This window comes from Nocardia macrotermitis, from assembly GCF_009604405.1.
Classification (GTDB): Bacteria; Actinomycetota; Actinomycetes; order Mycobacteriales; family Mycobacteriaceae; genus Nocardia; species Nocardia macrotermitis.
This window is the reverse complement of record NZ_WEGK01000001.1, coordinates 689,000-715,815: the sequence shown is the minus strand read 5'-3', so window position 1 is coordinate 715,815 and position 26,816 is coordinate 689,000. Positions and strand designations below refer to the sequence as shown.

Annotated in this window: 2 protein-coding genes; both read left to right on the top strand. The window is 68.3% G+C overall.

The window, feature by feature from the left end:
* Positions 1-23 precede the first annotated feature (23 nt).
* On the top strand, positions 24-266 hold the full coding sequence (locus NRB20_RS03065) for an MbtH family protein (protein WP_153407585.1): 243 nt from the start codon (positions 24-26) through the stop codon (positions 264-266).
* A complete protein-coding gene (locus NRB20_RS03060) occupies positions 161-26,803 on the top strand; it encodes a non-ribosomal peptide synthase/polyketide synthase (RefSeq protein WP_319944378.1) in 26,643 nt (8,880 codons plus the stop codon). The genes NRB20_RS03065 and NRB20_RS03060 overlap by 106 nt, the downstream gene beginning before the upstream one ends.
* Positions 26,804-26,816: the final 13 nt, after the last annotated feature.

Below are 26,816 nucleotides of genomic sequence, written 5' to 3'. Positions count from 1 at the left end.
CTTCTGCGGGGAGGCACGAAGGTATGACAAATCCTTTCGACAATCCGGACGGTAGGTTCTTCGTTCTCGTGAACGACGAGGACGAACATTCACTGTGGCCGGATTTCGCCGATGTTCCGGCGGGCTGGAATGTGGTTTTCGGCCCGGCCGACCGCGAGGAGTGCCTCGGGTACGTCGAGCGGAACTGGACCGATATGCGGCCGAAGAGCCTGGCTGTGGCGATGGACCTGCCCGCGCGGGTGTCGCCGACCGAGCAGTCCCGTTAGGGATTGTTGTCCGTAATTTCTCGAATGTCCGCCAGCCGGACAATTCGATATTTTGGCATGTCCAATATCTCCGGGGGAATATCGCGGATCAGTCGGCGGTGCGCCCGGGGCGAACAAGGAGTTCACGGGTGAATCCGAAGTTGGCCGATCTACCGGATCTTCGAGGGGAAATTGTACCGCTGTCGGCCGCGCAACACGGTATATGGTTCGCGCACAAGTTGTCCGACGGATTGCCGATCAATATCGCGCAATATGTGGAGATCCACGGAAAAGTGGATACCGCGGCCTTCGTCGAGGCGGTGCAGGCGGCCGGTCTGGAGCTGGAATCCGGATATCTTCGGATAGTCGAGTTCGACGGTGATCCGTATCAGTACGTCGATCCGGAGCTGCCGTACGACGGGACCGTCATCGATCTGCGCGACCGCCCGGATCCGGTCGCGGCGGCGCGGGAGTGGATGCGCGCGGACTACAGCGCCCCGATCGATCTGCAGCGGGATCCCCTGCGGGAGAGCCGATTGCTGCGCCTCGGTGACGCCCACTACTTCTGGTACTCGCGGTTCCACCACATCGCGGTGGACGGATACGGCGGTCTGACGCTGTCCTCGCGGGTCGCCGAACGCTACAACGCGCTGCTCGAGGGCCGTGCGCCCGCGCCGACCCGGTCCGCGACGGTCGCGGAGATCTATGCCGACGAGGTCGCCTACCGGGAATCGAGCCGGTTCGGCCGGGACCGCGAATACTGGCTCGACCGCACCGCCGGAATGCCCGATCCGATCAGCCTGGCGGGCCGCACCGCCGAACCCGCCGCGCACGATGTGGTGGCGAAGGCGCAATTGTCCGCGGGCATCACCGCGACATTGCGCGCCGCCGCCGAGCGGCACGACGCCAGTGCGGCACAGCTGGTGGTTGCGGCCCTGGGCAGTTTCCTCGCGCGGATGACGAATTCGACGGATGTCGCGCTGAGCCTGCCGGTCATGGCGCGCACCTCGGCGAAATTGAAGAACTCCGCCGGAATGCTGGCCAATATGCTGCCCATCCGGTTGCGATTGAATCCGCACACCAGTGTGGCCGAGGTGGTCGGGGCCGCGAATCGGGAGTTGACCGGCGCGCTGCGGCATCAGCGTTATCGGTACGAGGACATCCTGCGCGATCGGGCCTCGGCGGGTGCAGCCGATGTGCACGCCTCCTCCTTCGGGCCGATCGTGAACATCGTCTTCTTCGAGGCCGACACCAATCTGGGCGGTTCGACCGGCACCTATCACATCCTGCGGTCCGGGGTGCTCGAGGATTTGCAGGTCAATCTGGTGCAGAGTGGTGCGGACGCGCCGCTGTCGGTCGAATTCCACGGCAATCCGAACCTCTACACCCAGGACGAGCTGGACACCCATCACCGCAGGTTCCTGTCCTATCTGGACCGGTTCGCGGCCGCCGAACCGGCGAGTCGGCTGCGCGATATCGATCTGCTGTCCGGTGACGAGCGGGAGATCGTCCTGGACATCCGCCCCGGCGGGCAGAGTACGGCGACGCTGACCTCCATCCTGGATCGGAGCGTGGCGCTCGCGCCGGACGCGACCGCGGTGCGGGCGGGCGATATCTCGCTGTCCTACCGGGAACTCGATGCCCGGGCCAATCGCCTTGCCCGCCTGCTGATTTCGAGTGGTATCGGTCCGGAGTCACTGGTCGCGGTGGCGTTGCCGCGATCGATCGAATCGGTGACCGCGGTGTGGGCGGTGGCGCGGGCGGGTGCCGCCTTCGTCCCGGTGGATCCGAATCATCCCGCCGAGCGGATCGCCTATATGACGGCCGCGGCGCGGGTGCGGTGCGGGGTGACATTCGCCGAATTCGCTGGCCGCCTGCCGGATTCGGTCGAATGGGTCGTCCTGGACGATGCCGCGACCGGTGCCGAGTTGGCCGTGCGGAGCGATGCGGTGATCACCGATGTCGAACGGAATCGCCCACTGCGCGTGGAGCATCCGGCCTATGTCATCTTCACCTCGGGGTCGACGGGACGTCCGAAGGCCGTCGCCATCGATCACGGGGGATTGTCGAACCTGGTCGACGAGCAGCGTCGGCGGTTCGGGGCGACCGAACGTTCGCGCGTATTGCACACCGCCTCACCGAGTTTCGACGCGTCGGTGTTCGAGCTGCTGCTGGCCTTCGGTGCCGGCGCCACCCTGGTGTTGTCCGCGCCGGATGCCTACGGTGGGGCGGAGCTGACCGAACTGCTTCGGCGGCAACGGATCACGCATATCGTGCTGACTCCGACGGTGTTGGGCACGATGGATCCCGACGGGCTGACGGAGCTGCGGGTGGTGGCGGTCGCGGGTGAGGCGTGCCCGGATCATCTCGTGCGCCGGTGGGCGCCGGGGCGGGAGATGTTCAATCTGTACGGTCCGACCGAGGCGACCATCTGGACGACCTCCTCGGCGCCGCTGCGGCCCGCGTCCGGGGTCACCATGGGCGGCGCGATTCGCGGGGCCGGTGTGCTCGTGCTGGACGCGTGGTTGCGGCCGATGCCGGTCGGCGTCGCGGGCGAGTTGTATGTTTCGGGGCCGCAGCTGGCGCGCGGGTATCTCGGTCAGCCGGGCCTGACCGCGCAGCGCTTCGTCGCGGATCCGTACGGTGCGCCCGGGACGCGGTTGTATCGGACCGGGGATCTGGTGCGGTGGACATCGGGCGGGGAGCTGGAGTACCTGGGGCGCAGTGACTTTCAGGTGAAGATCCGCGGCTTCCGGATCGAACTCGGCGAGATCGACTCCGTGCTCGAGGCGCAGGACGGCGTGGCCGCGGCCGTGACGGTGCAGCAGTCCAATGCCGCGGGCGCGAATCTGCTGGTGTCCTATGTGGTTTCCGAGTCGGGGCCGGACACCGCCGAGTTGATCGCGGCTGTGGCGCAACGGCTTCCGGAGTACATGGTGCCCGCCGCTGTGGTGGTGCTGGACCGGCTGCCGCTCTCGCCGACGGGCAAGTTGGACCGTAAGGCCCTGCCGGAGTACGAATTCGGCGGGCGTGACACCTCGAGTGCGGTGTCGTCTCCGCAGGAGCGGGTGTTGTCCGAGTTGTTCGCGGAGGTTCTCGGTGTCGCGCGGGTGGGGGTCGAGGACAGCTTCTTCGCTCTCGGCGGCGACAGCATCATGTCCCTGCAGTTGGTGGCGCGGGCCAAGAGCCGGGGTGTGGTCCTCACGGCGCGAGAGGTGTTCCGGCACCGTACCGTTGCCGCGCTGGCCGCCGTGTCGCGCCGGGCCGAGGACGATGCGGTCGCACTCGCCGAACTTCCCGGTGGTGGTGTGGGAACCATGCCGACGACGCCGATCGTGCGTTGGATGCTCACGCGCGGTGGGCGATTCGACAGCTTCCAGCAGTCGCTGGTGCTGGAGTTGCCGATCGGGCTGGATCGTGCCGATCTGGTGAAAACCGTTGCCGCCGTGTTGGATCACCACGATATGTTGCGGTCGAGGCTGGTCGAGGTCGACGGCGACATCCAGGTCGAGGTCGTCGAGCGGGGCGCGATCGATGTCGATTCGTTGATTCGCCGGATCACGTCGGGTCCCGATGACAACACGAAAATGATTGCCGCGCGGGAACTGTCGGCGGCGGCCGGACGGTTGGATCCCGGTGCCGGAGTGGTTCTGCAACTGGTCTGGCTCGACTACGGATCCGAGCGGTCCGGTCGGCTGATCGTCGTGGCGCACCATCTCGTCATCGACGGGGTGTCCTGGCGAATCCTGTTGCCGGACTTGATGTCCGCCTGGGCGCAGGTGCGGTCCGGTGGCGAGCCGGTATTGCCGCCGGTGGGTACGTCGATGCGGCGGTGGGCGCATGCGCTGGCCGAAGAGGCTGTGCGGCCGGAGCGGCTCGCCGAGGCCGGCTACTGGCGTGGAATTCTCGACGGGCCGGACCCGCTGCTGGGTACGCGCGCGGTCGATCCGGACGTGGATACCGTTGCGACACAGGACCGGATCCGGGTCGCGGTGCCGCCGCAGGTCACCGCCGCGCTCGTCGCGGGTGTGCCCGCCGCGTTCCATGGTGGTGTGGACGATGGGCTGCTTGCTGCCCTGGCCGTCGCGGTAGCGGCATGGCGGGCGCGTCGTGGTGTGACCGCTCCGGAGACGCTGATCCAGTTGGAGGGACACGGCCGTGCGGAGACGGTCGTGCCCGGTGCCGACCTGTCGCGGACGGTGGGATGGTTCACCACCGCGTATCCGGTTCGCTTGCGGCTGTACGGAATCGACCTCGATGACGCTCTGTCCGGCGGGACGGGTATGGGCGCGGCGGTCAAGGCGGTGAAAGAGCAGCTGATCTTGATCCCGGACAGAGGGCTGGGTTATGGTCTGCTGCAATGGATGTCCGGTGTCGAGGGGCTGCGTCCGGGTGCGCCGCAACTGTCGTTCAACTATCTGGGTCGTCTGTCGATCGGTGAGATCACCCGGGGGGCAACATCATCCGAGTGGTTGCCGACCCGTGAACTGGGTACCGACCCCGCGGGCGACAACGACAATGCGGCGGTTTCCGGCGTCCTCGACATCACCGCGATGGTCACCGACGACGCCGGAGGCGAAACCCTGGAGGCGTCGTTCGCCTACGCCACCGGAATTTTGTCCGCCGACGAGGTGCGCGAGCTGGCCCAGCTCTGGGTTCGGGCGCTGACCGCGCTGTCCGAACATCTCGCCACGCCGGACGCCGGTGGGCACACCCCGTCGGACTTCGATCTGATCACGGTGCGGCAGCACGAGATCGACGGCTGGGCGCCGTACCGCCCGGTCGATATCTGGCCGCTCTCGCCGCTTCAGGAAGGGCTGCTGTTCCATGCCACGTTCGCGCAGGATGCGGTCGATGCCTATGCCGCACAGCTGACGCTGAGCCTCGAAGGGCAGGTCTCCGCGGCCCGTCTGCGGGCGGCCGCCCAGGCGCTGCTGGATCGCCATCCGAATCTGCGGGTCGCCTTCGCCACCGCGCACGATGCGCCCGTGCAGATCGTCTGCGATCGAATCACCCTGCCGTGGCGCGAAATCGACGTGCGTGGAGACGACGCGGCGGCAGAATTCGAGCGCATCGCGGCGGTCGAACGCACCACGCCGTTCGATACCGCAGTCGCGCCGCTGCTGCGTTTCGCCCTGATCCGGCTCGACGACCAGCGGTGGCGGCTGCTGCTGACCAATCACCACATCCTGTTGGACGGCTGGTCGATGCCGCTGCTGGTGCGTGAGCTGTTGCAGCTGTACGTCGGCGGTGCGATGTCGGCCGCTCGTTCCTACCGGGGCTTCTTGGAATGGCTTGCACGACAGGATCATTCGGCGTCCGTCGAGACCTGGAAGCAAGCCCTGGTGGGAGTGGACGAGCCGACTCTGCTGGTACCGCGCGCGACGGATCTGCCGCCGCGTGAACAGCCGCGCGACCACTTGATCGAACTGGACGAACCGGGCACCGCACGGCTCGTCGAGCTGAGCACCCGGCTCGGCGTGACGGTGAACTCGGTATTGCAGGCCGCCTGGGCGATCGTGCTGTCGCGTTCGACCGGGCGCGGTGACGTGGTGTTCGGCGCGACCGTCTCCGGACGGCCGCCGCAGCTGCCGGGTGTCGAGGAGATGCTCGGCCTGTTCATCAACACCGTGCCGGTGCGGGTGCGGGTTCGGCCGGGTGAGACGGTGGCCGCGCTGCTACGGCGCGTCCAGGACGAGCAGGCCGCGCTGCTGGACCATCATCACGTCGGGCTGACCGAGATCCAGTCGGCCCTCGCGATGCCCACGCTGTTCGACACCCTCGTGGTCTTCGAGTCCTATCCGATGGACACCGACGCGCTCGCTCGCTTCGCGAACGATCTGGACGGTATGGCCGTCACCGCCGCCGACGTGCACGACGCCTCGCACTATCCGCTCACCGTCGTCGCGAATCTCGATGCGCGCCTGCGTATCCGGATGGGATACCGGCCGGATGTGCTGGACGCCGGCGACATTGCCGAGATCTCCGATCGCCTACTGCGCGTACTCGACGGGCTCGCCACCGCATCGGCGCTGGCCGAGGTCGATGTGCTCACTCCCGCCGAACGCGCCGATCTGCTGTCCCGGCACGGCGGCCCCGCCGAACCGGCGCGGGTACTGCCCGAACTCCTCGATGCCGCGGCCGCGGCGAACCCCGACGGCATCGCGATCGTCTGCGAGGGTGTCGAGCTGACCTATCGGGAGCTGTCCGAGCGATCGAACCGATTGGCGCGCTTGCTGATTCACCGTGACATCGGCCCGGAGGACCTGGTCGCGATCGGTATCCGGCGGTCGATCGACTCGATCGTCGCGGTCTGGGCGGTGGCGCGCGCGGGCGCGGCCTTCGTGCCGGTCGATCCGGCCTATCCGCGCGACCGGATCGAGTTCATGCTGACCGACTCGGGTGCCGCGATGGGCTTGTCGCTTGTGGCACAGGAACTTCCGGATACCGTCGAGTGGTTGCGGCTGGATGATCCGGCCGTCCTCGCCGAGGTGGAGACGGTGTCGGCGGGGTCGGTCGAGACCGGTGAGCGGGTCCGGCCGCTGCTCGTCGGACATCCGGCCTACGTGATCTACACCTCCGGTTCGACCGGCCGCCCCAAGGGGGTGGTCGTCGAACATCGGGGTCTGGCGAACTTCGCGGCGGAACAACACGAGCGCTACTCGGTCGAATCCGATTCTCGCGTACTGCTTTTCGCCTCGCCGAGCTTCGACGCATCGGTGCTGGAGCTGCTGATGGCCGTCGCGGCGTCGGCGACCATGGTGATCGCGCCGACCACCGTCTACGGCGGTGCGGACCTGCGCGAACTGCTCATCGGGCAAGGGGTGACCCATGCCTTCCTCACCCCGTCGGTACTGGCCTCGGTCGATCCGTCGGGCCTGGATGCGCTGCGGGTGGTGATCGCCGGAGGTGAGGCGTGCCCACCGGGATTGGTCGGCCGCTGGGCTCCGGGCCGGGCGTTCCACAATGGGTACGGTCCGACCGAGACCACGATCATGACCAATGTCAGCACCCCGTTCGCCGCGGACGCGCCGGTGCGCATCGGCGGCCCCGTTCGCGGTATCACGGCGTTGGTGCTGGACGATGGGCTGCGACCCGTCCCCGAAGGCGTGACCGGTGAGCTGTATCTCGCCGGAATCCAGCTCGCCCGCGGCTATCTGCACCGGCCCGGGTTGACCGCGGAACGTTTCGTCGCCGATCCCCACGGGCTGCCGGGTGAGCGGATGTACCGCACCGGCGATCTGGTCCGCTGGAGTGGCGATGACGGTCTGGAGTACCTGGGCCGCAGCGATTTTCAGGTGAAGGTGCGTGGCTTCCGGATCGAGCTCGGCGAGATCGATGCGGCGCTGACCGCTGTGGACGGTGTCGAGGCGGCCGTCACCGTGACCTGCACCGGCGACACCGGGGTGACGCGACTGGTCGCCTATGTCGTTCCGGCACAGGGGATCACGGTCGATCCGAGCGCGGTGCGGGCACAGCTAGCCGAGAGCCTGGCCGACCACATGGTGCCCAGTGCGATCATGATCCTGGATCGGCTGCCGTTGACGCCGGTGGGCAAGCTCGACCGGCAGGCGCTGCCCGAACCGGTCTTCACCCGCGAGGTGGAATACCTTGCGCCGCAATCGGAGCACGAACACATCCTCGCCTCGCTGTACACCGAGGTGCTCGGTGTCGACGAGGTCGGCGTCGAGGACAGCTTCTTCGCGCTCGGCGGCGACAGCATCATGTCCATCCAGTTGGTGGCCCGCGCCAAACAGCGCGGCCTGATGCTGACCACCCGCCAGGTGTTCGAACTGCGCACCGTCGGAGCGTTGGCCGCCGCCGCGACAACGGATTCCGCCGATCGCGCGGTCCTGGCCGAACTGCCCGGCGGCGGGGTGGGTGCGCTGGAACTGCCGCCGATCGCCCGATGGCTGCTCGAGCGCGGCGGTGATCCGGATCGGTTCGCCCAGTGGCTGATGCTGGCGCTGCCGGTGGGTATCACCGCCGAGGTGCTGGACGAGACGTTGGCTGCGGTCGTGGCGCGGCACGACATGCTGCGCGCTCGAACGACTTTCGAGTCCGGTCGGCCGGGTCTGCTGGTCGATCCGGTACTGCCGGAGGCGCCCGGACTCGTGCATCGCGTCCGGGTGGCATCGGAGCTGTCCGCGGAACGATTCCGTGAGATCGCGTCGGTGGAACTGGAACACGCGCTGGATCGGCTCGACCCCGCCGAAGGGGTTGTGCTGCAATGCGTCTGGTTCGACGACGGTAGTGCCGGGCGGCTGCTCGTCGTGGCGCATCACCTCGTGGTGGACGGCGTCTCGTGGCGAATCCTGGTCCCCGATCTGATGGCGGCCTGGTCGGCGGCGAGCACCGGTGCGGACAGTGCGCTGCCCGCCGTCGGTACCTCGATGCGACGATGGGTGCATGCTCTCGCCGAGGAGGCTCGCAGGCCCGAGCGTGTCGCGGAACTTCCTGTGTGGCAGGAGATTCTGGCAGGGCCGGACCCCGCACTCGGCGCGCGAGCGTTCGATCCCGCGCTGGACCATGCGTGCGAGGTCGAACGCGTCCGGGTGGACTTCTCGCCCGCGGTGACCGAGCGACTGGTCGCCACGGTGCCGGAACTGTTCCGCTCCGGCGTGCCGGACGGACTGCTGGCCGCCCTGGCTATCGCCTTGTCCGCGTGGCGATCTCGTCGCGGCATCGACGAGCCGAGCACACTGATCCGGCTGGAGGGACACGGCCGCGAGGAACAGGTGGCCCCGGGCGCGGACCTCTCGCGCACCGTCGGCTGGTTCACCACCATGTTTCCGGGCCGCCTCGATCTGACCGGCATCGATATCGGTGACGCCCTTGCCGGTGGCCCGTCGGCCGGTGCGGCGGTCAAGGCGGTGAAGGAACAGCTGCTTGCGTTGCCGGACAAGGGAATCGGCTACGGTCTGCTGCGTTACCTCAACCCGGACACCGCCGATCTGCTCCCCGCCGATGCTCCCGCACAGGTGAGTTTCAACTACCTCGGCCGGGCCGGTGTGGCGGATCTCGCGCCCGGTACGCCCTGGACACCCGTCGGTGAACTCGACGATCTGCGTCCGGCCACCGATCCGGCACCGGCCACCGCGGCGGTCGACATCAACGCCGTGGTCTCCGCCGGACGGCTCACGGCCAGTTTCGCCTACCCGCCGACCCTGCTCGATCGGGCCGCGGTCGCCGAACTCGCCGACCTGTGGGTGCAGGCCGCCGGCGCGCTGGCCTTCCACGTCAGCGGCGGGCATGCGGGCGGATTCACGCCCTCGGATCTGGCGCTGGTCGCCGCGCGCCAGGCCGATATCGATGGCTGGGAGGCCCGGTATCCGACGTTGTCGGACGTATGGCCGCTGTCCACTTTGCAGCAGGGGCTGCTGTTCCACACGATGCTGGCGCAGACCTCGATGGATGTCTACACCGCGCAGCTGACCCTGCGCATCGAGGGTGTGGCGGATGCGGCGCGCTGGCGTCGCGCGGGCGCCGCACTGCTGCAACGTTATCCGAATCTCCGCGCGGCCTTCGTCGCCGGTGAGGACGGCACCGCGGTTCAGGTCATCGTGGACGACGTCGAATTGCCCTGGGCGGAAGTCGATCTCACGGACCATGCGGATCCGGAGCCCGAGTTGCAACGCATCCTGGCCGAGGATCGCGGGACCCGGTTCGATCCGGCCGATCCGCCGATGCTGCGGATGTCGTTGATCATGCTCGGCGCGGGCCGGTTCTGTGTCGTGCTGACCAATCACCACATCCTGTTGGACGGCTGGTCGATGCCGCTGCTCATGCGCGATCTGGTGGCGCTGTACGCGGTGCGGGGTGATCTCGCGCGGCTCGCGCCCGCGCCGACCTATCGCAACTTCCTGGAATGGCATGTGCGGCAGGATCGTTCGGCGACCATCGCGGCCTGGTCCCGTGCCCTGTCCGGACTGTCCGAGCCGACGCTGGTCGCTGGTTCGGACAACGCCCGTCAACTCGCCAGCCTGTCCGACGAGATGTGGTTCGAACTCGACGAGTCCGCGACCCGCGCGCTCACCACGTTGGCCGCCGAACTGGGCGTCACGGTGAACATCCTGCTCCAGGTGGCCTGGGGCATCGTGCTGACCCGGCTGGTCGGCCGCACCGATGTGGTGCTGGGTGCGACGGTGTCCGGACGTCCGCCGCATCTGCCGGATGTGGAGGCGATGGTCGGGCTGTTCGTCAACACCATTCCAGTGCGAATTACCTTCCGCCCCAACGAATCCGTGGCCGAACTGCTGGCCCGGGTGCAGGCCGAGCAGGCCGCTCTGCTGGATCATCACGATCTCGGACTGGCCGAGATCCAGGCGGCCGCCGGGTTGAGCGAACTCTTCGACACCCTGGTGGTGCTCGAGTCGTATCCGGTGGACGGCGCGGGAATCGCCGCACAGGCCGGTGCGATCGACGATCTGAGCATCGCGGGTGTGGAGGCCGCGGACTCCACGCACTACCCGCTCGCGCTGATCACGCTGCTGCACGAGCGGTTGCGGGTGCGCGCGACGTATATGCGAGATCTGTTCGACGAGAACACTGTTCGCGATATCGGCGACAAGTTGATCCGGGTTCTGGAACTGCTGCCCGAGCAATTGGATACCACGGTCGTGGCCCTGCCGGTAGCGGATCCGATCGAGTGCGCGGATCTGCTCGCGCAGGCCGCGGGCAGCCGCAAACCCATCGATCCGGCCGCCACGGTGGTGAGTCTGTTCCATGAGCAGGCCGCGCGTACGCCGGACGCCGTCGCGGTCCAGTCCGACACCGAACAGCTCACCTACGCGGAGTTCGCCGGGCGCGTCCACGGGTTGGCGCGCGAACTGGCCTCCGAAGGGGTCGGTCCGGAATCGCTTGTGGCCGTGGCCATGCGACGTTCGGTGGATATGTTGATCGCGCTCTACGCGGTGCTGGAGACCGGTGCGGCCTATGTGCCCGTCGATATCGATCAGCCCGCCGAACGCATCGACTACGTCCTGGAAACCGCTGCGGTGCAGTGTGTTCTGATCCGGCCGCAGGATCGGTTCCGTCCGGCGGGGAAGCGGCGGGTGCGGTCCGTCGACACGGTGGCGTCCGGGATGTCGCCGCTGCACGACCAGGATCGAACCGCCCCGCTGCGACCGTCCAACCTGGCGTATGTGTTGTTCACCTCCGGCTCCACCGGCCGCCCCAAGGGGGTCGCGGTGCCGCACGGCGCGGTGGTCAACCAATTGCTGTGGCTCACCGGCGAATACGGTCTGGGTGAACAGGATCGCGTGCTGTGGAAGACCCCGGCGACCTTCGACGTGTCGGTGTGGGAACTGTTCGGTGCGATCTGCACGGGTGGTCGCGTGGTGATCGCCGCACCGGACGGGCATTACGATCCGGCGTATCTGGCCGGGCAGATCGCTGCCCACCGGGTCACGATGACCTCCTTCGTCCCCTCGATGCTGGCCGCCTTCGCCACGGAAGCTGCTGCCGGACAGCTGGATTCGCTGCGCACGCTGCTCGTTGCCGGTGAGGCGCTGCCGCCCGCCACCGTGGCTGCCATCCGACAGGTCAGCACGGCCGAAGTGCACAATCTCTACGGGCCGACGGAATTCACCGTCCACGCGACGTTCGCACCGGCGCACGCCCACGGTGATCTGGTCCCGATCGGACGCCCGGTGTGGAACACTTGTGCCCAGGTACTCGACGACTGGCTGCGTCCGGTTCCGATCGGGGTGCCAGGACAGCTGTACCTGTCGGGTACGCAGGTCGCGCGCGGCTACTACGGCCGCGGCGAGCTGACCGCCGAACGTTTCGTCGCCGACCCCTACGGACCGCCCGGTGCGCGCATGTACCGGACCGGTGACCTGGTGCGCCGCAACGAATCCGGCGCTCTGGAATACCTGGGCCGCAGCGATTTCCAGGTCAAGTTGCGTGGTCTGCGTATCGAGGCCGGTGAGGTGGAGGCCGCGCTCACCGCACACGAGGGCGTCGACCGGGCCGTCGCGATGGTGCGCGAGGACGTCCGGGGCGAACAGCGTCTGGTGGCGTACGTGGTGTTGGATCGCACGTATCGGCGGCGCGACATCGAGGGCGAGCACGAACTCGTCGACGAATGGCAGCGTGTCTACGACGACGTGTATTCGGTTGCGGAGGAAGCAGATTCGGATGCGGCGCAACCCGGATTCGGTGAGGACTTCAGCGGGTGGATCTCGAGTTACACCGGACGTCCGATCCCACTGCCGGAGATGCGGGAGTGGCGTTCGGCCACGGTCGAAGGCATCCGTGGACTGCGGCCGCGGCGAATTCTGGAACTCGGCGTCGGATCGGGACTGCTGTTGTCCCAGTTGGCTTCCGAATGCGGTGAGTACTGGGGGACGGATCTGTCCGGTGTCGTGATCGAGCAGTTGCGCGCCGAATTGGGCCGTGCCCGTCCGGAATTGGCCGATCGGGTCGTGCTGCGCGCACAACCGGCGCACGTCACCGATGGTCTGCCCGAAGGCTATTTCGACACCGTCGTACTGAATTCGGTGGCGCAGTACTTCCCGAGTGCGGAGTATCTGGTGGAGGTCGTGCGGGCCGCGCTGCGTCTGCTGGCACCCGGTGGTGCGATATATCTCGGCGACATCCGCAATTTCGCACTGCTCGATCACTTCGCGCACGGGGTGCGCGCGGCGGCGGACGACGGGGAACCGGCCACGGAAGTGGCCGACACCGCGGAACTGCTGCTGGCACCCGAATTCTTTCTCGCACTGGCCGATTCGGTCGACGGGATCGACGCGGTGGATATCCGGCTCAAGCGCGGGCGGGCGGTGAACGAACTGCTGCGGTATCGCTACGAGGTCGTGTTGCGTTCGGGGCCGGTGGGTACGCGATCGGTGGCCGATCTGCCGCGAATCGATTATCGCGGCCGCGAAAAGATGCTGGAAGATGTTGCGGCGCAAGGTGAATCCGGCCTCCGGATCACAGGGATTCCGCATGCGGGTCTGACTTCCGAGCCCGAGGCGCTGCTGCCGGAGGATCTGTACGAGTACGGACGCGTGCACGGTCTACGGGTCGCGGTCACGTGGTCCGCGCAGGCCGGGACGATGGACGCGGTGTTCCTGATGTCCCACGCCGACGATGTCGCGCTCACGGATGTCTTCGTGCCCGCCGCACCGGTCACCACCATGACCGAGTACGCGAGCGGCCGTGCTGTGAGCACCGCCGAACTGCGCACGTTCGTCGCGGATCGCTTGCCCGCGTACATGATTCCGGCCGATATCGTCGTCATCGATACCGTGCCGGTGACCTCGGTGGGCAAGCTCGACCGGGCCGCGCTGCCGGTGCCGGTGGTGCGGCAGCGGCGATTCCGTGCTCCCGCCACACCGACCGAGGCGGTGGTAGCCGAAATCTTCGGGGCCGTACTGGGTCTGGACCGGGTCGGTGCGGACGACGACTTCTTCGCGCTCGGCGGCAATTCCCTGATCGCGACCCGCGTCGTCTCGCGGATCAACGCCGCCTTGGCCACGCAGTTGCCGATCCGGGTGCTGTTCGATTCGCCCACGGTCACCGCGCTGGCGGCCTGGGTGGACGACGGCCCGTCGGCCCGGCAGGTCGCCCTGACGCGGCGGGAGCGGCCGGATCGAGTGCCGCTGTCGTTCGCCCAGCAGCGCATGTGGATCCTGAACCGCTACGACATGTCTTCTGCCGCATACAATGTGCCGGTCGCGCTGCGGCTGGCCGGACCGCTGGACGTGGCCGCGCTGCGGGCCGCGCTGGGTGATGTGCTCGCGCGGCACGAGGTGCTGCGCACGCGATACCCCGAGGGGGCGGGCACCGGATATCAGCAGGTGCTCGATATCGGTGAGACCGCCCTCGACATCGTCGCGACAAGTGGTTCGGATGCCGAGATCATCGGCTGGGTAACCGATTTCGCGTCGCGCGGATTCGATGTCGTGGCCGAGCCGCCGGTCCGGATCGCATTGCTCGAGTGCGGCCCCGAGGAACACGTGCTGGTGTGGGTGGCCCATCACATCGCCGCCGACGGCGCGTCCATGGCCCCGCTGACGCGTGATGTGATGACCGCGTACGCCGCCCGATCCCGGGGCGCGGTCCCCTCATGGGCCCCGCTGCCGGTGCAGTACGCCGACTACAGCCTCTGGCAGCGGGACGTCCTCGGTGCCGAGGAGCACTCGGAATCGCTGATCACCCAACAGATTTCGTACTGGACCCGGACGCTCGCCGGTATCCCGGAGGAGCTCTCGCTGCCCACCGATCGGCCGCGCCCGACCGTCGCCTCGCACGAGGGCCGCTGCCACCGCTTCACCATCGATGGCGCGATCATGGACCGGCTGCACATCCTGGCCCGGGAACAGGGCTGTTCCCCCTTCATGGTCGTGCACGCCGCGCTGTCGGTGCTGCTGGCGCGGGTGAGCGCCGCCGACGATATCGCGATCGGCACCCCGGTCGCCGGTCGCGGTGACGCCGCGCTCGATCAGCTGGTCGGCATGTTCGTCAACACCCTGGTGCTGCGGGAAACCGTCCGATCCGGGGAGTCGTTCGCCGATCTGCTGGCCCGGGTCCGCACCACCGATCTGGATGCCTTCGGCCATGCCGACGTGCCGTTCGAACGCCTCGTGGACATTCTCGAGCCGCAGCGCTCGCAGGCCCGGCACCCGCTGTTCCAGGTGGTACTGGCATTCCAGAACTTCGAGCACGCCGAGCTGACGCTCTCGGGCCTGGACGTGACCCCGTTGCGGCTGGATCAGACCGTCGCGCGCTTCGATCTGCAATTCACCCTCGGCGCGACCGAGGGCACGGCCGAGCGGGGAGTTCCTGCCGAGATCACCTACGCCGCCGATCTTTTCGACGAGTCGACGGTCGCCGAACTGGCCGCGCGATTCGTGCGGACGCTGGCGGCGATCACGGCGGATCCGGGAGTGCGGGTCGGGGACATCGATCTGCTGTCGTCCTCCGAGCGGACCGAGGTGCTGGCGGGCTCCTCCGATCCCTCGGTGCCGGTCGCGTCCGAGCTCACGCTGGTGGACCTGTTCGAGCTGTCGGCCCGGCGGACGCCACAGGCCGTCGCGGTGCGCGACGGTGACGTGTCGGTGCCCTACGCGACTCTCGGCACCCGGGTGAATCGCTTGGCGCGCAGCCTGATCGAGCTCGGAGTGGGTCCGGAATCCCGGGTCGCGGTGGCACTGCCGCGTTCGGCGGATCTGATCGTCTCGGTACTGGCCGTCCTCACCGCGGGCGGCGCGTACGTGCCGGTCGATCCGGCGTATCCGGCCGAGCGGATCGCGCACACCCTGCACGACTCCGAGCCCATATGCCTGATCACCACCTCGAAGCGGGGATTCGTGGTGCCCGAGGGGATGCCGGTCATCGAGATCGATCGGTACGATCCGCCCATCGGCGATGCCCGTCCGATCACCGACGCCGACCGGCTCGCGCCGCTGCGTCCGGACAACGCCGCCTACGTCATCTACACCTCCGGATCCACCGGGATGCCGAAGGGCGTCTGCGTGGCCCACCGCAATGTGGTGCGGCTGATGGCGAATGCTCAGTCCCGCTTCGGATTCGGCGAACACGATGTGTGGACGATGTTCCACAGCTACGCCTTCGACTTCTCGGTGTGGGAGTTGTGGGGCCCCTTGGCATTCGGCGGCCGGCTGGTCATGGTCGACTACTACACCTCGCGCTCGCCGGAGACGTTCGCCGAACTGGTCCGCGACGAACGGGTCACCGTGCTGAGCCAGACCCCGTCGGCCTTCTACCAGTTCGCCGCCGCGGACGAAGCGGTCGGTGGCAGCGCGTCGGATACCTTGCGCTACGTCGTATTCGGCGGTGAGGCACTGCAGTTGGGCGCGCTGCGGCAGTGGTACGAGCGGCACGGTGATCGTGGTCCGCGACTGATCAACATGTACGGCATCACCGAGACGACCGTGCACGTGACACTGCGCGAAATCGATGCGGCACTGGCGAATTCGAATTCCGGCAGCATGATCGGCCGCGCGCTGCCCGGCCTGTCGGTGCGGGTGCTGGACGATCGGCTGCATCCGGTGCCGATCGGCGTCGCCGGTGAGCTGTACGTCTCCGGCGGCCAGCTCTCGCGCGGATATCTGGGCCGGGCGGGGTTGACCGCATCCCGTTTCGTCGCCGATCCGCACGGCGCGCCGGGGGATCGGATGTACCGCACGGGCGATGTGGTCCGGTTGCGGCGCTCGGGTGAGCTGGAATACCTGGGACGCAGCGACTTCCAGGTGAAGGTCCGGGGATTCCGGATCGAACTCGGGGAGATCGACGCGGCGTTGACGGCCCATGCGGGCGTCGGGTTCGCGGCGACGATTCCGCACGAGAGCTCGTCGGGCGATCAGCGGTTGGTCTCCTATATCGTTGCCGCCCAGGGAAATACCGTGGACACGGCGGAGCTGCGCGAGTTCGTCTCGGGCAGACTGCCGGAGTTCATGATGCCCGCGGCGATCATGGTGCTCGACGAGATCCCGCTCACTGCGGTCGGCAAGATGGATCGAAAAGCATTGCCGGAACCGGTATTTCAGGTCGCGGCCTATCGCGCCCCGCGCACCCACGCCGAGACGGTGATCGCCGTATTGTTCGCGCAGGTACTGGGCGTCGATCGAGTCGGGTTGTCCGACAGCTTCTTCGGGCTCGGCGGCGACAGCATCATGTCGATCCAATTGGTGTCGCGGGCCAAGGCGCAGGGGGTGAGCTTCACTCCGCGTCAGGTGTTCGAACTGCGGACCGTGGCCGCGCTGGCGGCCGCCGCCGAGGTGAACGAGACGCGATCCGGCCCGGTGCTGGCCGAATTCGACGGCGGCGGAGTGGGAGAGATGCCGCTGCTGCCGATCGCGCGGTGGCTGCTCGAGCGTGGCGGCGATATCGGCCGCTCGTATCAGTCGATGACGCTGCGGCTGCCGCACGGCATCGATGAGTCCGGTGTGATCGCCACGCTCCGGGCGGTGATCGACCACCACGACATGCTGCGGGCGCGGCTGGCCGAGGACGCGGACGGGCCGCGCCTCGTGGTCGGTGTGCCCGGCGGCGTGGATGTCGCGGGGCTCGTGCACGTCACCACCGACGATCCGGCCAGCGTGCGCCGAGCGGTGGATGATGCTGTGCGGCAACTCGATCCGATTGCGGGTGTGGTCCTGCGCTTCGTACTCGTACGCTCGGATTCGGGCGTGCGAGGCGTGGCAGCGCCGGACGCCGAGGACGCTGGCGTAGAGGTGGCGCATGCGGACCGGCTGGTCATCGTGGCGCACCACTTGGTGATGGACGGTGTGTCCTGGCGCATCCTGATCCCGGATCTCATGGCCGCCTGGGCGCAGGTGGCAGCGGGCGAACCGGTGGCGTTGCCCGAGGTCGGCACCTCGATGCGCCGCTGGGCCGCCGCGCTGGCCGAGGTGGACCGTGCCGCGGAACTGCCGCTGTGGCACGCGATCCTGGACGGCCCCGACCCGCAGATCGGTTCGCGCACAATGGATTCTGCCGTCGATGTCGAGGCCCGGGTGCGCACGGTCCACGTGGAATCGTCCCCCGAGATCACCGAGACGGTCCTGACCCGGGTGCCCGCGCTGTTCCACGGCAACCCGAACGACGGTCTGCTGACCGCCCTCGCTCTGGCGCTGACCGAATGGCGGCGTCGGCGCGGTGTGACAGCGGATTCCGTCCTCGTCCGTCTGGAGGGCCACGGCCGCGAGGAGCAGGCCGCACCCGGTGCCGACCTCGCACGCACCGTCGGCTGGTTCACCACGATGTTCCCGGTGCGAATCGACCTGACCGGACTGGATGTCGCGAACGCGGCGGCGGGCGGCCCGGCCCTGGGCGCGCTGGTGAAACGGGTCAAGGAACACCTGCGGGCGGTGCCGGACAACGGCATCGGCTACGGCCTGCTCCGCGACGATGCCGGTCTGCCGGTGCAACCCGCTCAAGTCAGCTTCAACTACCTGGGCCGCGCGACGACGGGCGAAATCCCTGACGGCGCAGCAGAATTGGGCTGGCTCCCGGACGACGAGCAGATCCAGGCCACCTCCGAAGGCGATCTCGCCGCCGCCGCGGTGCTGGACATCAACGCGATCGTGACCGGCGACCGGCTGCGGGTGTCCTTCGGCTACCCCGACACGCTGCTGGACCACGACGACGTCGCGGAACTGGCCGAGCTGTGGACCGCGTCCCTGACGGCACTCACCGCGCATGCCGAAACACCGGGCGCGGGCGGCCTTACCCCGTCGGATCTGGATCTGGTGCCCGTATCCACGACCGAGATCGCCGAACTGGAATCGACATACCGGACCGTCGCCGATGTGTGGCCGCTCGCACCCCTGCAACAGGGACTGGTCTTCCACGCCCTGATGGCCCGGACCTCGGTCGATGTGTACACGGTGCAGCTGCTGGTGGAATTGACCGGCATCCCGGACACCCGGCGTCTGCACGCCGCCGCGCAGACCGTGCTGGACCGGTACCCGAACCTGCGTGCCGCATTCACCACCACCGAATCGGGTTCGGCGGTTCAGGTGATCGTCGACGGACTGGACGTGCCCTGGCGCGAAATCGACCTGCGCGCAGCCGATTCCGATGAGATTCGGCGGATACTGGCCGACGATCAGGAGACCTCCTTCGACCTGCGCACCCCACCGCTGATCCGCTTCCTGCTCGTGCGCACCGCCGCCGAGCGGTACACCCTCGCGGTGTCGTACCACCACGTGCTGGCCGACGGCTGGTCCATGCCACTGCTCATGCGCGATCTGCTGATCGCCTACGCCGCAGGCGATTCCGCGCTCGACCGCGCGCCGGACTACCGCTCGTACCTGGCGTGGCTGGCCGATGTGGACCGGGCCCGTTCACTCGAGGCATGGCGCGACGCACTGGCGGATGTCGGACCGACCCTGCTCGCCGGTGGGGTACCGCGCGAATTGCACACTCGCGCCGAGGAAATCGCCTTCGAACTCGACGAGACCGCCACCCGCCGGTTGTCCGGCCTGGCCGCCGAGAACGCGGTCACCGTGAACACCGTCATCCAGCTGGCCTGGGGAATCGTCCTGGCGCGCATGACCGGTCGCGGCGATGTGGTGTTCGGCGCGACGGTGTCCGGCCGGCCGCCGCAGGTGCCGGATGTGGAGAACATGGTCGGGTTGTTCATCAACACCATTCCGGTGCGAATTCGATTGGGAGACCACGAATCCGTGGCCGCCACCCTGACGCGCGTGCAGGCCGAGCAGGCCGGACTGCTCGACCATCACCAGGTCGGCCTGACCGATATCGAGCAGGCGGTCGGCGTCTCCGGACTGTTCGACACGCTGACGGTCTTCGAGTCGTATCCGGTCGACCGCGACGGCCTGCTCGCCCACGCGGACGCCATCGACGGACTGTCGGTGAGCGCCATGTCCTCCAACGACTCGCCGCACTATCCGCTGTCCCTGGTCGTCGACGCCGGTGACCGGTTGCGCGGCCGCCTGCAATATCTGCCGGAGCTGTTCGACGCCAACGAGATTCGCATCTTCCGGCAGCGCCTGATCCAGGTGCTGGAGATGATCGTGGCCGATCCGGCCATGCGCACCGCCGACGTCACCATCCTGGACGAGACCGAACGCGCGGTACTGCTCGAAAGATTCAACGACACAGCGCATCCCGTCGACCCGGACGCGACCCTGGCATCGCTGTTCGACGCCCAGGTGGAGCGGACCCCGGCGGCGATCGCACTCACCGACGGCACCCGGGAACTCAACTATGCCGCTCTGGCGGAACGTGTGAATCGCTTGGCGCGCAAGCTGATCGGTCTGGGTGTCGGCCCCGAGACGCTCGTCGCGGTCGCGGTGCCCCGCTCGATCGAGATGGTCGTCTCCGTGCTGGCGGTACTCGAGGCGGGCGGCGGCTACCTGCCGATCGATCCGGACTATCCACTCGACCGGATCGAACGGATGCTCACCGCCGGACAGCCGATCTGTGTACTGAGCCCGGCCGGATTCGAGCTGCCCGAGGGCTGGAATACGCTGGATCCCAACGATTTCGGATCGGACGAATACCCGGCATCGCGGATCGTCGACGCCGACCGCAACGCACCGCTGCGTCCGCACAACATCGCCGACGTGATCTACACCTCCGGATCGACCGGAACACCCAAGGGCGTCACCGTGACCCACGCGGCCCTGGTGAACCAGGTGCTGTGGCTGGCCGACCGGTTCGACCTCTCGCCCGTGGACACGGTACTGCTCAAGACACCGCTGTCCTTCGACGTCTCGGTGTGGGAACTGTTGTGCCCGTTGATCACCGGTGCGCGGGTGGTCGTGGCCGAGCCCGGCGGGCATCGCGATCCGGACTACCTGGTTCAGATGGTCGATCGGCATGCGGTGACGCTGATGTCATTCGTCCCGTCCATGCTCGACGTGTTCGCCGCCCACGTCCCGGCGGGGCAGTGCGGATCGCTGCGGGCCGTCCTCGCGGCGGGCGAGCAGCTGACCGCGCGGACCGCGGACCGCCTGCGCACGGTGCTGCCGGGCGCACCCGTGCGAAACCTGTACGGCCCCACCGAATTCGCCGTCCACGCGACCGCCTCGGCGTTGGAGCGGGACTGCGGGAACGTCGTCCCGATCGGCTCGCCGGTGTGGAACACCGCGGCCTACGTCCTGGACGAGACCCTGCGCCCGGTGCCGATCGGAGTGGCCGGTGAGCTGTACCTGTCCGGCCCGCAGGCCGCCCGCGGCTACCACCGGCGACCGGATCTGACCGCCGAGCGATTCGTCGCCGACCCGTTCGCACCCGGTCGGCGGATGTATCGGACCGGCGATTTCGCCCGCTGGGACGGTGCGGGTGAGCTGGAATACCTGGGCCGCATCGACTTCCAGGTCAAGGTCCGTGGTTTCCGGATCGAAACCGGTGAGATCGACGCGATGCTCGCCGAACACGACGAGGTCGAGTTCGCGGTCACCACCAGCTGGGCCGGCCCGGACGGGACCGAGGCGGTGGTGTCGTATGTGCTGGCGCGGCCCGGCCGCGAGATCGATCCCGTCGCGGTGCGGCGCGCGCTCGCCGCACGCCTGCCCGCGTTCATGGTGCCCGCCGCGGTGACGGTGATCGACGAGGTGCCGATGACGCGCCTGGGGAAGCTGGACCGCCGGGCGCTGCCCGCACCGGTCCTCGAACGCACCACCTACGTCGCGCCCCGAGCCCCGGGCGAAACGGCGCTGGCCGACCTGTTCGGTGAGGTGCTGGGCGTCGAATGCGTCGGTATTCACAACAGTTTCTTCGATCTCGGCGGTCATTCGCTGCTGGCGACCAAGCTGCTGAGCCGGATGCGCACCGAACTCGGGGTCGACGTCGAGATCCGGCAGATCTTCGCCCATCCGACCGTCGCCGAACTCGCGCCGGTGGTGGCGGCCGCCGACGCGGTGCGGGCGCCGCTGGTCGCGCAGGCCCGGCCGGAGCGAATCCCGTTGTCCTACGCGCAATCCCGGCTCTGGTTCATCCACCGTTTCGAGGGTCCGTCGGCGACCTACAACATGCCGATGGCGGTCCGGATCAGCGGTGCGCTGGATCCCGACGCGATGCGGGCGGCGTTCGCGGACCTGGTCGGTCGTCACGAGAGCCTGCGGACCGTCTTCGGCTCGGACAACGGCGAGGCGTATCAGCGCATCCTGCCGATGGGCGAACTCGAACTGCCGCTGCCGATTTCGGATGTGGTCGCATCGGACCTGCCCGCGATCGTCGCCGAGAGCGCCGGCTACCGGTTCGACCTGTCGCGGGAGATCCCCGTGCGCGCCGAACTGTTCCGGTGCGCCCCGGATGAGCACGTGCTGGTCATGGTGGTGCATCACATCGCCGGTGACGGCTGGTCCTCCGCGCCGCTGGTGCGCGATATCGCCACCGCCTACGCCGCCCGCCGCGACGGCAACGCTCCGGGCTGGACGCCGCTGCCGGTGCAGTACGCGGACTACACGCTGTGGCAGCGCCACACACTCGGCGTGGAGACCGATCCCGACAGCGTGCTGTCCACCCAGTTCGATTACTGGCGGCAGCGACTGGCCGAGGTGCCGGAATGCATTGCGCTGCCGACGGATCGGCCGCGTCCGGCGGTGGCGAGTTATCACGGTGACCGGGTACCCGTGCGGATCGGCGCGAGCACCTACGATGCGGTGAATACGCTGGCGCGCGAACACAATGCGACGGTGTCGATGGTTCTGCAAGCCGCGCTCGCGGTACTGCTGCACCGCCTCGGCGCGAGGGAGGACATCGCGATCGGCAATCCGATCGCCGGACGCACCGATGAGGCGCTGTCCGATCTGGTGGGCTTCTTCGTCAACACCTGGGCGTTACGGGTCGACGTCGCGGGCACGCCGCGTTTCGCCGACGTGCTCGACCAGGTCCGCGGTTACGCCCTGGACGCGTACGAGAATCAGGACGCGCCGTTCGAACGCCTGGTGGAACTGCTCAACCCGAACCGCTCCACCGCTTATCACCCGATCTTCCAGGTGTCCTTCGCCTGGCAGAACAACACCGCGCCCGATATCGAGTTCCCCGGACTGCGGCTGACCCCGCTGCCCGCGCCGACCGGCACGGCGAAATTCGATCTGTTCTTCGAGCTGAACGAGGGGACCGACGACGACGGTGCGCGTGCCATCGTCGGCTCGATCGAATACGCGACCGATCTGTACGACCGTGCGACCGTGGGCGCCATCGCCCGCCGGTTCGCCCGGCTGGTCGAGCTCATCGCCGCCGATCCCCGGCGGCCGATCGACCGGTACGAGCTGATCGACGCCCGGGAACGAGAGTTGGTGCTGCACACCTGGAACGACACCGCCGCACCCGTTCCCGCGCTCACCCTGCCGCAACTGTTCGCCCGGCAGGTCGAGCGAACACCGGACGCCACAGCGGTCAACGCACCCGACGGTCGGCTGACCTACCGCGAGCTGAACATCCGGGCCGATCGGCTGGCACACGTGCTACTCGCCGCCGGTGTCGAGACGGAATCGATTGTCGCGGTGGCACTTCCACGTTCCACCGCATTGATCGTGGCCGAGCTGGCGGTATCCAAAGCGGGCGCGGCCTACCTGCCCATCGACCCCGATTACCCGAGCGACCGCACCGGATATCTGCTCACCGATGCCGCGCCGCAAGTGATCCTGGTCGACACGACGACCTCGGAGTTGTTGCCGGACAACAAGATCACGCGGATCAACCTCGATCTACCCGATCCTGCCGAGGTCCCCGACACCCCGGTCGACCGGTCGCTGCACCCCGATCAACTGGCGTACGTGATGTACACCTCCGGATCGACCGGCCGCCCCAAGGGCATCATGACCACCCATCGCGATGTGGCGACGCTGGCCGTGGACCACAACTGGCGCGGCGGTGCGCATCGGCGGGTGCTGCTGCACTCCTCGACCGCGTTCGACGCGTCCACCTACGAGATGTGGGTGCCGCTGCTGGGCGGCGGCGAGGTCGTCGTCGCACCGGACGGGCAGGACATCGCGCGGCTGGCCACCACCATCGCCGACAACGGGATCACGGGCATGTTCCTGACCACCGCGATGTTCCAGGTGCTCGTGGACACCGCGCCCGAGGCACTGCTGGATGTCGACGAAGTGTGGTTCGGCGGCGAGGAGGTCTCGCCCGAGGCGGTCGCCAGGGCGCACGCCGCGTGTGGCGGAGTGCGGTTCGTGAACGTCTACGGGCCGACCGAAACCACCACGTTCGCAACGAGATTCGTACTCGATGCCGATACCGGCGGGACGATCCCGATCGGCATGCCGCTGGAGAACGTCCGGGTGCGGGTGCTCGACCCCGGACTGCGGCCGGTGCCGGTGGGCGTCGTCGGCGAGCTGTACATCAGCGGCCCGCATCTGGCCCGCGGCTACCGCGAGCGGGCCGGTCTCACCGCCGAACGCTTCGTCGCCGATCCGTTCGGCGCGCCCGGCGACCGGATGTACCGCTCCGGGGACCTGGTCCGCTGGACCCGCGACGGCGCCCTGGTCTACGCCGGACGCGCCGATCAGCAGGTCAAGGTGCGCGGATTCCGGATCGAACCCGGTGAGGTGGAATCGGCGCTGGCCACGCATCCGGCGGTCGCACGGGCCACCGTGCTCGCGCGGACCGACGCGGGCGGGGCGAAACAGCTGGTCGGATACGTGGTGGTGGATCCGGACGTCACGATGCGCCGCGAGCACACCCGTGAGGACGAGTTGGTGGGCCAGTGGCGGCGGATCTACGACGATCTGACCTCCGGCGAGGAGCTCTACACCCGCCAGGGCGGTTCGGCCGAACTCGGCGCGGACTTCTCCGGCTGGAACTCCAGCTACACCGGAGAGCCGATCGATCTGGAGCAGATGCGCCGCTGGCAGGACGCCACGGTCGAACGGATCCGGGCGTTGCGGCCCGCGCGGGTGCTGGAGATCGGCACGGGATCCGGTCTGCTGCTGTCCCGGCTCGCGCCGGAGTGCGAAGAGTATTGGGCGACAGACTTTTCCGCGACCTCGATCGACCTGCTGGCGGGTCGGCTGCGGGCGTCCGGCGCGGACTGGGTGCGCCGGGTGCAGTTGCGGGTGCAGCCGGCCGATGTGGTCGACGGGCTGCCCGAGGGGCGGTTCGACACGATCGTGCTCAACTCGGTCGTGCAGTACTTCCCGAACGCCGGTTATCTGCTGGACGTCATCGAGAAGGCGGTGCGGCTGCTCGCGCCGGGCGGTTCGCTGTTCATCGGCGATGTGCGCAACCACGCGTTGCTCACCGAATTCGCCACCGGTGTGGAACTGGCGAAGCTGACCGGCGATCCGACGGTTTCCGTTGTGCGCGACCGTATTCGGCGCGAAATCGGCTCGGATCAGGAACTGCTGCTCGCGCCGGAGTTCTTCACCGGGGTGGCCGATCGGATCGCCGAGGTCGGTGGCGTGGACATCCAGCTCAAGCGGGGCCGGTTCGACAACGAGCTGAGCCGGTATCGCTATGAGGTTGTGCTGCACAAACTTCCGGCCGAATCCGATGCATGTGGCGGGGCTCGGAACGAGCCGGGTGCGGTGGCATCCGTCGCCGGGGTACGCGTCGTGCCCTGGGAGGAACTGGGCCGGACGGAAGCCGTGCGGGCTCGGCTGCTCGAATCGGACGGTGACCTGCGGGTGAGCGGTGTGCCGCACGCGGGCATCCGGCCCGATCACGCCATCGTGCTGGCGCTGCGCGACGCCACGGATCGCGCGTCGATCGCCGCGGTCCTGGATGCGGTGTCGATCGAGGCCGGGATATGGCCGGAGGACTTCCACGAACTCGGCGCGGAGCTGGGATACCGTGTCGCGGTGACGCTTTCGGCCCGGCCCGGCCGGATGGACGTGGTGTTCCTTACCGCGACGCCGGGCGCGATCACGGACCTCTACCTGCCCGCCGAACCGAGCGGCCGGTTGTCCCGATACGCCAACGACCCGGGTGCCAGTGGCCGCGCGGCGGAACTGCGTTCCTTTGTCGCCCAACGTCTTCCGGAGTTCATGGTGCCCTCGGCGATCGTGCTGCTGGACGAACTGCCGCTGACGGTGAACGGCAAGGTGGACCGGCGGGCGCTGCCGGATCCGGAATTCGCGGGCGGGGTCTACCGCGCGCCGCGCACCGACGCCGAGCGGCGGCTCACCGAGCTGTACGCGGAGGTGCTCGGCACCGGGACAGTCGGTATCGACGACAGCTTCTTCGATCTGGGCGGGCACTCGCTGCTGGCGACACGACTGGTCGGCCGCATCCGTGATGAACTCGGCGTCGAGGTGCCGATCCGCACCGTCTTCGAATCGCCCACGGTCGCGGGTCTGGCCGCGCGCCTGTCGGATCCGCACGAGGAGGGCGAGGGGAATCCGTTCGCACCGATCCTGCCGATCCGCACCGGTGGTTCGGGCGCGCCGCTGTGGTGCGTCCATCCCGGCGGCGGTCTGGGCTGGTCGTATCGGTCGCTGGCCGAACACGTCGGCGATCGTCCGGTCTACGGCATCCAGGCGCGCGGATTGGACGGTGCCGTACCCATCGCGACGTCGATGAGCGAACTGGTCGAGGACTACGCCGATCAGATCGTGCGGACGCAACCAGAGGGGCCGTACCGGATCACGGGCTGGTCGTTCGGCGGCACCGCCGCCCAGGCCATCGCCGCCGAACTGCAACGCCGCGGGCACGAGGTCGCGATCCTGGCCGTCATCGACGGTCTGCCCGCCACCGGTGACACCGCGGCCGCCGGTGCCGAGCCCTCGGAACAGGAGTTGAGTGCGGCGATGCGCGCCTGGGCCGGCGCCCGCTACGGCGAGATGGCCGACTCGGCCGAATACCGTCGGATCGCGGACGTCGTCCTGGCGGTCATGCGCAACAACCGGCACATGGTGCTGGACTACCGCTCACCGGTCTACCGCGGCGACGCGGTGGTATTCCGGGCGGGCCTGGCTCCCGACGGCACACCGGCGAGCGAGTCCTACGCCGAACCGTGGTCGCGGGTGATCCACGGTGCGATCACCGAATACGTGATCGACAGCGTCCACGACGACATGGATCGCCCGGAACCCAGTGCCCGGATCGGCAGGGTGCTGGCAGAGTTGCTGGCCGACAGCGACCGGGCGGCCGCATCACTGTGAGCGGCAGGGGTGG

What these genes read in the sequence shown, in the direction of transcription:
- NRB20_RS03065 (WP_153407585.1), top strand. Translation starts at nt 24, where the DNA reads ATGACAAATCCTTTCGACAATCCGGACGGTAGGTTCTTCGTTCTCGTG.